The following is an 11,004-nucleotide window of genomic DNA, read 5'->3' as shown; positions in this document are numbered from 1 at the left end:
GGCGGTGTATCAGTCACCTTTTGCATCGACTGATACACCGCCTTCGCGAGCAAGCCCGCTCCCACAGTTTTTTGTCTGGCAGAAAGAGCTTAGGCGTTACCCGTCAGCTTCATCCGCGCCGCCTGGGTGAAATCCAGCATGCGCTTCAACGGACGGATCGCCTGCGGAATCAGCGCCGGATCGACAAAGATCTCGTTCGTCCCTTCCTTCAGGCTCTTGAGCGTGCGCTCAAGGGTGTTCATGGCCATCCACGGGCAATGTGCGCAACTGCGGCACGCCGCGCCGTTACCGGCGGTTGGCGCCTCGATGAAGACCTTGTCCGGGCACAGCTGCTGCATCTTGTAGAAGATGCCACGGTCGGTGGCGACGATCAGAGTCTTGTTCGGCAGGCTTTGCGCGGCAGCGATCAACTGACTGGTGGAACCTACTGCATCCGCCAGTTCGATCACCGAGGTCGGCGACTCCGGATGCACCAGAATCGCGGCGTCCGGGTACAGCGCCTTCATGTCTTCGAGCTGCTTGGACTTGAACTCTTCGTGGACGATGCAGGCACCGTCCCACAGCAGCATGTCAGCGCCGGTCTTGCGCTGGATGTAGGTGCCCAGGTGCTTGTCCGGGCCCCAGATGATGGTCTCGCCGTTGTCCATCAGGCTTTCGACGATCTCCAGTGCGCAGCTCGACGTTACCACCCAGTCAGCACGGGCTTTGACCGCGGCCGAGGTATTGGCATACACCACCACCGTACGCTCCGGGTGCTGATCGCAGAACGCCGAGAACTCGTCCACTGGGCAACCGAGGTCCAGCGAGCAGGTCGCGTCCAGGGTGGGCATCAGCACGCGTTTTTCCGGGTTGAGGATCTTCGCGGTCTCGCCCATGAACTTCACGCCGGCGACCACCACGGTCTTGGCCGGGTGAGCGTTGCCGAAGCGCGCCATTTCGAGGGAGTCAGACACACAGCCGCCGGTTTCTTCGGCCAGGGCCTGAATCACCGGATCGCAATAGAAGTGGGCCACCAGCACCGCGTCCTGAGCCTTGAGCTCGGCGGCGATGGCGGAACGGTAGTAGGCCTCTTCCTCGGCAGTCAGCGGTTTGGGCTGTTTGGCATCGAGGTGGGCTTGAACCAGAAGGCGTTCGGAAATCTGCGTCATGTTCGCAAGACCTGCAGGCGCTTTCGCGCGAAAGTCGAGTATACACCCGGCTCCGGACCACTTGAGGGTACCGCCGGGAGAGTGAGTATTATCAGGCACGGACAGCGTTGAAGCTGCGCAAGGCTACAGAATATCCCGTTGATACAAAAGATGATTCTGACCTGTGTCAGCGCAGGCAACGATCAAGGGAGAGGTGCCTGAATCGCAGGCAAAAAAAAACCCGGAAATCCTCACTTTCGTGGGCCTTCCGGATTTTCTAAACCGCCAAATATGGTGGGTCGTGTGGGATTCGAACCTACGACCAATTGGTTAAAAGCCAACTGCTCTACCAACTGAGCTAACGACCCGCTGTGTGGTGGCGCGTATAATACTGATTTTTAAGGACTATTCAACACCTTTTTGAAAAAAATCAAAAATAAGGTGTTGGATCGCTTACACCGGCCGCTGCGAAGCCTTCTGCACGCAGGCGGCAGCTGTCGCATTTGCCGCACGCACGGCCGTCATCGTCCGCCTGATAGCAGGAAACTGTCAGGCCGTAATCCACGCCCAGCTTCACGCCCGCCTGGACGATCTGCGCCTTGCTCAGGTTCTGCAGCGGCGCCTGAATGCGGAAACCGTTGCCCTCCACACCCGCCTTGGTCGCCAGGTTGGCCATGCGCTCGAACGACTCGATGAACTCCGGACGGCAATCCGGGTAACCGGAATAGTCCACCGCGTTGACACCGATAAAGATGTCACGCGCGCCGAGCACTTCAGCCCAGCCCAGTGCCAGCGACAGGAACACCGTGTTGCGCGCCGGTACGTAGGTCACCGGGATGCCCTCGCCCAGCTCTTCCGGGATGTCGATGCTGGTGTCGGTCAGCGCCGAGCCGCCCATGCCATTCAGGTTCAGGCCGATCACTTTGTGCTCGACCACACCCAGATCGCGAGCGACGCGCGCGGCGGCATGCAGCTCTGCATGGGAGCGCTGGCCGTAATCGAAACTCATGGTGTAACAGGCGAAACCTTCGGCTCGGGCCATTGCCACGACCGTGGCCGAATCCAGACCGCCCGACAGTAAAATCACTGCACGCTGTTCGGTGGTGTTCAGTTGTTCAGTCATCTCAGCGCCCCGGCTCGTCATTCCAAAGATACTTGTGCAGCTGTAATTGCAGACGCACCGGCAGGTTGTCTGCCACCACCCAGTCCGCCAGATCCCTGGCATTGAGGTCATGATGACTTGGGGAAAACAGCACTTCACCCGCACGTTGATCGAGACCGTACTGGATCAGTTTGGAAACCGCCCAGTCATAGTCGTTCCGCGAACAGATGACAAACTTCACCTGATCGTTGGGCGTCAACAGTTCGATGTTTTCGTAGCGGTTGCGGTGCGCCTCTTTGGAATCCGGTGTCTTCAAGTCGACCACGCGACTGACGCGCGAATCTACCGCCGAGATATCGAGTGCACCACTGGTTTCCAGTGACACTTCGTAACCGGCATCACACAATTGCTTGAGCAACGGGATGGCATTGGGCTGCGCCAGCGGTTCACCGCCGGTCACACAGACGTAGCGCGGGCGAAACCCGGCCACTTGTTCGAGGATATCGTCGAGGGTGCGGATCGTACCGCCGCTGAACGCATAGGCGCTGTCGCAGTATTGGCAACGCAATGGGCAACCGGTCAGGCGCACAAAAACCGTGGGCAGCCCGGCAGTCCGCGTTTCCCCCTGCAACGAGTAGAAAACTTCGGTAATTCTCAATGTGTCTTGCATAGTCGCCACGGGCGTAACAGCTAAACAGGCTGTCCGCCTCCGTCAGGCACTTCAGACAACCCCGCCAACGCGTAGATCACCAGAAGCGTGTTTCAGAAAAAGGGCGTGAATTCTAACGAAAAAACCCGCGACAAGCGCGGGTTTCTTCCAAACGGGTCAAACACACTTACATGCGTTGCAGATCGCGTTGGGCCAACTGAGCAGCGGAGGTCCCCGGGTATTGGGAAACCACCTGTTGCAGAATGCCTTTGACCTTGTCAGTGTGACCGAGGCGGCGCTCTACATCAGCCAGCTTGTACAGCGAATCCGGCACTTTGGCGTGCTTGGGATAGAGCTGCGACACCTTGGCGAAAGCCTGACCTGCACCTTGCAGATCGCCCTTGGCCAGATTCACTTCGCCCAACCAGTACTGGGCATTGCCCGCGTATTGGCTGTTCGGGTATTTACGCAGGAATGCCGAGAAAGCCTGGCTGGCCTTGTCGAAATCCTTGGCTTTGATCAGGTCGAAAGCGGCATCGTAATACAGCTTTTCCTTGGCCGGATCACCCGGTTCGCTACTTGCAGCAGGTGCCTGGGCAGCAGCCCCGGCGCCAGCGGCAGCACCGGCAGCAGCACTTGCATCGCCACCGGCAGAAGAATTCTCAGGAGTCGCGGCAGGTGCAACACCGGATCCTATGCGCCGATCAAGATCCTGGTATCGCTCCAGGGATTCCTGTTTCATGCGCGCAACCTGATTCTGCAGTTCTTCGATCACACCTTGTTGGCGGGATATCTGATCCTGCATCTGTTGCAGTTGGTTGAACAGCATGCCCTGTGCCGAGGCAGGGGCCGAAGCCGCTCCCCCGGCATAGGCGCCGTTCGTACCGTAACCCGCAGGCGGATAGCTGCTCCCGCTATTGTTATAACCGGAGTTGTCATCGACCACAGGAACCGCAGCCCACACCGCAAGCGGTGCGAGACTGAGAGCCAGAACAGTTACAGCACGACGGCACGTTCGCATATCGAATTACTTACGCAGTTCGACGCGACGGTTTTGAGCCCAGGACTGCTCGTCGTTGCCGGTAGCAACTGGACGCTCTTCGCCGTAGGAAACCAGTTCCAGCTGAGCTGGGGAAACACCTTGCAGTACCAGGTAGCGCTGAACGGCTTTCGCACGACGCTCGCCCAGTGCCATGTTGTACTCACGAGTACCACGTTCGTCGGTGTTGCCTTCCAGAACAACGCGAGCGCCGTTTGCTTTCAGGTCTTTGGCGTGAACGTCCAGAGCGCGCATGGCTTCTGGCTTCAGGTCCGAGCTGTCGTATTCGAAGTAGAAGGTGGTGATTGCGCGCAGAGCAGCTTCTTCGCTCAGGGAACCGTCAACGGCACCAGTGTTTGCGCCGTAACCAGCGTTTGGATCAACAGCGCCTTCACCGGCGTTGTCGCCGCCTTTGGACGAGCAACCTACAGCTACAGCCATGGCCAGAGCCAGCGCAGCAAATTTACCAAACTTCAGCATTTCCATCGTGAAACTCCTAATGAACCCCAGTGTGTTAAGTAAAACGTAAAGCGCCGCGTCAGTTCAGGTAAGGGGACCAGGACGGTTCTCTGACTTCGCCTTGTGCGGTAGGAAGCGGGAGCCTCACGCGTCCATTAATGGACACGAGCATCAAGACTCCCCGGCCCTGCTGGCGGGTGGCGTAGATTACCATGGTGCCGTTGGGCGCAACAGTGGGTGACTCGTCCAGAGTGCTATCAGTGAGGATCTTTACACTACCTCGCTGCAAATCCTGGGCCGCCACCTTGAAATTGGTGAAACCATCCTGGCGATGAATCATCACCAGCGTCTTTTCATCAGCCGACAGCTTCGGGTTGGCGTTGTAGTTGCCAATGAAGGTCACACGCTCGGCACCACCGCCGCTGGCGCTGGTTTTGTAGATCTGCGGCTTGCCGCCACGGTCCGAGGTGAAGTAGATGGTCGAGCCATCCTTGCCCCAGTACGGTTCGGTGTTGATGCCAGGGCCTGCCGTCACACGAGTGATCTGACGCGAACCCAGGTTCATCACATAGATATCCGGGTTGCCGTCTTTCGACAGTACGAAAGCCAGGCGATTGCCATCCGGCGACCAGGCTGGTGCGCCGTTCAGGCCTTCGAAGTTAGTGATCTGCTCACGGCGACCGGTGTCGATGTTCTGCATGAAGATCCGTGGACGCTTCTGCTCGAACGACACGTAGGCGATGCGCTTGCCATCCGGTGCGAAACGCGGCGACAGGATCGGCTCGCGCGATTGCAGCAGAGTTACCGCACGGGCACCGTCGTAGTCCGAACGCTGCAGGGTGTAGCGAGTGTTCTTCTCGGAGAAACGCTCGGCTGTCACGTACAGCAGACGGGTCGAAAACGCACCTTTGATACCGGTGAGTTTTTCGAACGACTGGTCAGAGATGAAGTGCGCCATGTCACGCAGTTGCTCGGTGGTACCAGAGACACTGCCGTCAGCCACTTTCTGCTCGGTGGCCACGTTGAACAGTGCCCATTGCACCTGCAGACGGCCGCCCACAGGAGCAATGCTGCCGACCATCATGTATTGAGCACCCACCGCCTTCCAGTCACGGAAGATGATTTCGCTCGGCTGGCTTGGCTGGCTGATCATGTTTTGCTTTGGAATCGGCGAGTAGTAGCCCGAGTTCCGCAAATCGTTACCAATGATTTCGGCCATGTCGTCCGGCAGCACGGCACCGCCCTGCATACCGAACGGTACGACGGCGATCGGGGTGGCCCGATCGCTGCCGCTGGTGACCAGAATGTTCTTTTCATCAGCCATCGCGATCCCTGCCATGCAGCAGATCACGACCAGCATTCCTCGAAGAAGGTTTCTCACAAGGCTAGATCCTCAGGTGTGAATGTCATCTTGAATGAACGATACGGAGCGAAATCGCTCGGCTTCATTCCCTGCATTTCTGTCAAACGTCCAATATTCTTCACTGCCGCAACTGCCGACGCATCGAACGGACCATCGCCACTGGACTTGGCCACGCTGACCGAAGTCACCGTACCGTCCGGCAACATGCCGATTTGCAGCACGACCGTCATGCCTTTGCGTGCCGAAGGCGGACGCGCCCAACCTTCCGCTGCTCGCGCACGAATCAGGTCATCGAAACTGCCCGCGACTTCGTCACCCTGTTCATCGGCCAAGGCCTGCTGACGCTGCGGCGTATCGGAAAGCAAATCTGCCAGGGCCTGAGCCTTTTTCTCTTCGGCGGATTTACGTGCCGCTTCCTGCGATTTTTTCTTCGCAGCATCGGCAGCAGCTTTCTTCTTCGCTTCGTCGGCGACTTTCTTCTTCGCCTCTTCAGCCTCAGCTTTTTTCTTGGCGTCTTCGGCGGCTTTCTTCTTCGCGTCTTCGACGATCTTCTTCTTGGCTTCTTCAGCGGCCGCTTTCTTGGCCTCTTCTTCAGCCGCCTTCTTGGCTTCTTCTTCGGCTTTCTTCTTGGCTATATCAGCCAATTGTTTCTCTTCTGCCTTCTTGGCCTCGGCTTTCTTCGCATCGTCGGCTTTCTTGGCTTCATCAGCCTTTTTCGCCTCGTCCGCTTTCTTCGCCTGATCGGCCTTCTTGGCTTCCTCGGCCTTTTGAGCCGCTTCTTCTTTCTTTTGTTCCGCAGCCTTCACCGCTTCCTGCTCGACCTTTTTCTGTTCCATCTGCTCGACTTCGGTCTGGCGCGCGGCGGATTTCTTCGCCTCACCCGCAATCTTCTGATTGGTCTGGGTGGTTGCCTGACTTTTCGATTTCAGTTGGTACAGGGTCGCCTGGACAATCGGCTTGGCCGGCGGCAACTCGGGTGTAAAGGCGAAACTGACGAACAGCATGCCGAACACCAGCACGTGCAGGACAATCGCCAGAACACTAGGCCAGAAGTAGCTTTCCGAGGCGGACGGCTCTCGCTGTTGCTGCATCAGGGGGCCTCGGTAATCAAACCAACATTACCGACCCCGGCTTTCTGCAACCCGCCCATGGCACCCATCACGGCGCCGTAGTCGACCGACTTGTCGCCACGGATAAAGACCTGGGTACGCTTGCCACCTTCGGTGCCGGCACGAATGATCTTGGTCACCGCGTCAGTCATCTGCGGCAGCGTCATTGCCCTGTCCTGCTGCTTTTCGGTATCGACTTCGCTGCCAAGGTTCCAGTAGTAGGTCTTGTCAGCCTTGATCGAAATGGTCAGCACCTGAGTGTTGTTGTCCTGCGGCAAGGCTTCGCTGGAAACCTTGGGCAGATCCACTTTCACGCCCTGATTGAGCATCGGCGCGGTCACCATGAAGATAACCAGCAGCACCAGCATCACGTCGATGTATGGCACCACGTTCATCTCGGCGACCGGCTTGCGCTTGTTTCGGGCTCGAGCGATTAAAGCCATCGGGAAATACCTGCTTATTCTTCGCTGGTGTGCACTTTGCGGTGCAGGATCGCCTGGAACTCATCGGCGAAGGTGTAGTAGCGGCTCAGCAAGGTTTCGCTGCGGGCAGAGAAACGGTTGTAAGCGATAACGGCCGGGATCGCGGCGAACAGGCCGATCGCGGTGGCGATCAGGGCTTCGGCGATGCCTGGGGCCACAGTGGCCAGGGTCGCTTGCTGGGCGCTGGCCAGACCGCGGAAGGAGTTCATGATGCCCCACACGGTACCGAACAGACCGATGTACGGGCTGACCGAACCAACGGTGGCGAGAAACGGCAGGCTCTGCTCCAGCTTCTCTTCCTCGCGGGAGATGGCAACGCGCATGGCACGGGCCACACCTTCCATCACCGCTTCGGGATCGACGCCTGGCTGCTGACGCAGACGGGAGAACTCCTTGAAACCGGCACGGAAGATCTGCTCCACGCCCGAATCCGGATCCGGGTTGCTGCCGGCCTGACGGTACAGCTTGGACAGATCGATACCCGACCAGAAGCGCTCTTCGAAGCTCTCCAGGGCGCGTCGACCGGCACGCAGCAGATTGCTGCGCTGAAAGATCATGATCCATGAGGTCACCGATGCGGCCACCAGGGTCAACATTACCAACTGCACCACGATGCTGGCATTGCTGACCAGGCTCCACATGGAGGAATGGTCGACGACGTTAGCTTCCACGCTTTATCTCCTGCTTTGAGTGTGTACCCGTGCCGCCCGCGTCGGCAAAGGCCGCACGCAAGGATTCGGGCATGGCCCGGGGTTTCAAACTGTCGGTGCGCACACAGGCCACCAGAAACTGCCCTTCACAGAGCAGCACATTATCCGTGGCCCGCCTGACCTGCTGTTTAAAGCGCAGGCTGGCACGGTTCAATTCGATTACATCAGCGCTTACCAGCAGTTCGTCGTCCAGTCGCGCCGGCGCGTGGTAACGCGCTTCGCTGGAATGCACGACAAACAACAGGTCCTCCCCGGCCAGTTCCGACTGGGCAAAGCCCAGCGTCCGGAGCCGCTCGGTTCGAGCCCGTTCCATAAACTTGAGGTAATTAACGTAATACACGATGCCGCCCGCATCGGTGTCCTCGTAATAAACGCGACAACGATGTGCGAACGGCTCAAGCCCGTTTTGCGCGCGCATACTCTAGTGCTTACTCCTCGGGTTGCCAATCCGGCCAGGCAACTGTTTTTTCAGTGTTTAAGGCTTTACCGCAAAAGTACCGTCCTGTGACAGTACAAACGCTGAATAAATCGCCAATAAATGTGTATCAATCGTCCAAGGCATCGAGAAACTCGTCTGCCACGGGCATTTCGCCCATTCGTGACGGAATGTTTAAACCGAAATGCAGGTACGCATGCCGCGTCACCACCCTGCCCCGTGGCGTACGCATGATGTAGCCCTGTTGAATCAGGTACGGCTCCAGCACATCTTCGATGGTATGGCGCTCTTCACTGATCGCCGCCGCCAGACTGTCGATACCCACCGGGCCGCCATCGAACTTCTCGATCATGGTCAGCAGCAAGCGCCGGTCCTGATGGTCGAAACCGTGTTCATCGACGTCCAGCAGGTTCAACGCCAGATCGGCCACCGATTTGGTGATATGGCCCTTGGCGCGCACTTCGGCAAAATCGCGCACCCGACGCAGCAGACGATTGGCGATTCGCGGCGTACCACGGGCACGACGAGCGATTTCGAAAGAACCCTCCGGATCCAGTGGCAGACCGAGAATAGCCGCAGACCGACTGACAATCGTTGCCAGATCCGCCGTGCTGTAGAACTCCAGACGCTGGACGATACCGAAGCGGTCACGCAATGGGTTGGTCAGCATGCCGGCACGGGTCGTGGCGCCAACGAGAGTGAACGGTGGCAGATCCAGCTTGATCGAGCGCGCCGCCGGCCCTTCGCCGATCATGATGTCGAGCTGGAAATCTTCCATCGCCGGGTACAGCACTTCTTCAACGATGGGCGACAGACGATGGATTTCGTCGATGAACAACACGTCGTGCGGTTCCAGATTGGTCAGCAGTGCCGCCAGATCTCCCGGACGCTCAAGCACCGGGCCGGACGTGCTCTTGATCGACACGCCCATTTCTTGGGCAATGATGTTGGCCAGCGTGGTTTTACCCAGACCCGGCGGGCCGAAGATCAGCGTGTGATCCAGTGACTCACTGCGACCACGCGCCGCCTGGATGAACAGTTCCATCTGCTCGCGCACGGTCGGCTGGCCAATATAGTCGGCCAGACTGACCGGGCGAATGGCCCGATCCTGGACTTCTTCGCGCTCGCGCGGGCTGTGCGCGGCGGCGATCAGACGATCAGCTTCAATCACTTAAATCATTCCCTTCAGGGCTCGGCGGATCAGGTCTTCACTGCTCAAATTCTTGTCCTTGATGGCGGTAATCGCCTTGCTCGCTTCCTGCGGCTTGTAGCCCAGGGAAATCAGCGCACTGACCGCATCGTTTTCAGCGGTGTTGACCGGCGCCGGGCCGTCCGGCTGGTTCGGCACCAGGGCGAACATGGCCGGCGAGGTTTCCCAGGCCTTGAAGCGATCCTTCAGTTCAACCAGCAGGCGCTCAGCGGTTTTCTTGCCGACCCCCGGGACCTTGGTCAGCGCCGAGGTGTCCTGGGATTGCACGCAGCGAATCAGTTCATCGACTTCCAGGCTCGACATCAAGGCCAAGGCCAGTTTCGGCCCGACACCATTGAGACGGATCAACTCGCGAAAAAAGTCTCGCTCACGCTTGCCGGCGAAACCATAGAGTAACTGCGCGTCTTCGCGTACGACCAAATGGGTGTGCAGCGTCAGCGGTTCACCGACCGACGGCAGACGATAAAGGGTGGTCATGGGCACTTCCAGCTCATACCCGAGGCCGTTTACATCCAGAATCAGGTGCGGCGGCTGTTTCTCAGCCAGGGTGCCGCGCAAGCGTCCAATCACGTTTCAGATCCTTGAGCGTTGGCCAGCCGTGGGCTGGCGACAGATGGAAGGCGGGAATCGGGCCGACGACCCAGGCGCGAAATCCGCATTCCGCAAAAATGATTGCTGATGCTATCAGAGACGCAGGCGCCCGCCACGACTGCGTGCGGTACCCAGGCCATGCGGCAGCAGACTGGAACGGGTGTGCGCGTGACAAATGGCGATAGCCAGGGCATCCGAGGCATCGATCTGCGGTTTGCTGGTCAGCTTGAGCATGTGCATGACCATCATCTGCACCTGTTCTTTATTGGCGGCGCCGGTGCCGACCACAGCTTGCTTGACCTGGGTGGCGGTGTACTCGGCAATCTCCAGGCACTCTTCAGCGCCAGCCACAATCGCCGCGCCACGAGCCTGCCCAAGTTTGAGCGCCGAGTCGGCGTTTTTCGCCATGAACACTTTTTCGATGCCCATGGTCACCGGGCCATAGGTCTGAATGATTTCACGCACGCCGCGATAAACGATTTGCAGCCGCTCATGCAGCTCGCCGGCGCCGGTACGGATGCAGCCCGACGCCACGTAGATGCAGCCGCCGCGGCCTGTATCGCGAACAACCCCGTAACCGGTGATGCGCGAGCCGGGGTCGATACCCAGAATTAAAGTCATAACGCCTGCGGAGTCGGTAAAAACAAGAAATTCAAAACAGCGAATAACCAATGTGGGAGCGGGCTTGCTCGCGAAGGCGGTGTGTCATTCAGCATTGATGCTTGCT

General features: G+C 58.6%; 13 protein-coding genes and 1 tRNA gene. All 14 read right to left on the bottom strand.

Annotated features, from left to right (window positions below):
• Positions 1 to 89 precede the first annotated feature (89 nt).
• The 14 genes from nadA to ruvC all read right to left on the bottom strand — a co-directional run bounded on the left by nadA (position 90) and on the right by ruvC (position 10,898).
• On the bottom strand, positions 90 to 1,148 hold the full coding sequence (gene nadA, locus QMX91_RS24415) for a quinolinate synthase NadA (protein ID WP_123588672.1): 1,059 nt from the start codon (positions 1,146 to 1,148) through the stop codon (positions 90 to 92).
• Between the two features lie 271 nt (positions 1,149 to 1,419).
• Positions 1,420 to 1,495: transfer RNA gene (locus QMX91_RS24410), tRNA-Lys, on the bottom strand.
• Between the two features lie 62 nt (positions 1,496 to 1,557).
• Entirely contained in the window at positions 1,558 to 2,250 is a 693-nt protein-coding gene (queC, locus tag QMX91_RS24405; protein ID WP_096795086.1) for a 7-cyano-7-deazaguanine synthase QueC, read from the bottom strand.
• 1 nt (position 2,251) lies between these two features.
• On the bottom strand, positions 2,252 to 2,899 hold the full coding sequence (queE, locus tag QMX91_RS24400) for a 7-carboxy-7-deazaguanine synthase QueE (protein ID WP_282413507.1): 648 nt from the start codon (positions 2,897 to 2,899) through the stop codon (positions 2,252 to 2,254).
• A gap of 166 nt (positions 2,900 to 3,065) precedes the next feature.
• Positions 3,066 to 3,899 (bottom strand): tol-pal system protein YbgF, encoded by an 834-nt coding sequence (gene ybgF / locus QMX91_RS24395; RefSeq protein ID WP_027612536.1) that lies wholly within the window; start codon positions 3,897 to 3,899, stop codon positions 3,066 to 3,068.
• 6 nt (positions 3,900 to 3,905) lie between these two features.
• A complete protein-coding gene (gene pal / locus QMX91_RS24390) occupies positions 3,906 to 4,403 on the bottom strand; it encodes a peptidoglycan-associated lipoprotein Pal (protein WP_003178634.1) in 498 nt (165 codons plus the stop codon).
• A 52-nt stretch (positions 4,404 to 4,455) separates the two neighbouring features.
• Positions 4,456 to 5,736 carry a Tol-Pal system beta propeller repeat protein TolB gene (gene tolB / locus QMX91_RS24385; RefSeq protein ID WP_282413508.1) on the bottom strand — a complete coding sequence of 427 codons (1,281 nt, stop codon included), beginning with the start codon at positions 5,734 to 5,736 and terminating at the stop codon, positions 4,456 to 4,458.
• Between the two features lie 17 nt (positions 5,737 to 5,753).
• Positions 5,754 to 6,830 (bottom strand): cell envelope integrity protein TolA, encoded by a 1,077-nt coding sequence (gene tolA / locus QMX91_RS24380; RefSeq protein WP_097085954.1) that lies wholly within the window; start codon positions 6,828 to 6,830, stop codon positions 5,754 to 5,756.
• Positions 6,830 to 7,282, bottom strand: coding sequence for a protein TolR (gene tolR / locus QMX91_RS24375; RefSeq protein ID WP_161794900.1), 453 nt, complete (start codon positions 7,280 to 7,282; stop codon positions 6,830 to 6,832). The genes tolA and tolR overlap by 1 nt, the downstream gene beginning before the upstream one ends.
• 23 nt (positions 7,283 to 7,305) lie before the next feature.
• A complete protein-coding gene (tolQ, locus tag QMX91_RS24370; protein WP_007912733.1) occupies positions 7,306 to 8,001 on the bottom strand; it encodes a protein TolQ in 696 nt (231 codons plus the stop codon).
• Positions 7,991 to 8,458, bottom strand: a complete 468-nt coding sequence (gene ybgC, locus QMX91_RS24365; protein ID WP_027612533.1) for a tol-pal system-associated acyl-CoA thioesterase — start codon at positions 8,456 to 8,458, stop codon at positions 7,991 to 7,993. Before ybgC ends, tolQ begins: the two co-directional genes overlap by 11 nt.
• Before the next feature lie 127 nt (positions 8,459 to 8,585).
• The gene (ruvB, locus tag QMX91_RS24360) at positions 8,586 to 9,647 is read right to left on the bottom strand and encodes a Holliday junction branch migration DNA helicase RuvB (protein ID WP_003227521.1); all 1,062 of its coding nucleotides are present in this window, start codon (positions 9,645 to 9,647) and stop codon (positions 8,586 to 8,588) included.
• Positions 9,648 to 10,256 (bottom strand): Holliday junction branch migration protein RuvA, encoded by a 609-nt coding sequence (gene ruvA / locus QMX91_RS24355; RefSeq protein ID WP_003227522.1) that lies wholly within the window; start codon positions 10,254 to 10,256, stop codon positions 9,648 to 9,650. It lies immediately after the preceding gene.
• Positions 10,257 to 10,370: 114 nt separating this feature from the next.
• Complete coding sequence (gene ruvC, locus QMX91_RS24350; RefSeq protein ID WP_103303956.1) at positions 10,371 to 10,898, bottom strand: crossover junction endodeoxyribonuclease RuvC; 528 nt, start codon at positions 10,896 to 10,898, stop codon at positions 10,371 to 10,373.
• Between the last annotated feature and the right edge of the window lie 106 nt (positions 10,899 to 11,004).

The sequence above is a fragment of the Pseudomonas sp. PS01299 genome, assembly GCF_029960145.1.
Taxonomy (GTDB): Bacteria; Pseudomonadota; Gammaproteobacteria; order Pseudomonadales; family Pseudomonadaceae; genus Aquipseudomonas; species Aquipseudomonas putida_A.
This window is presented reverse-complemented; position numbering and strand designations above follow the sequence as displayed.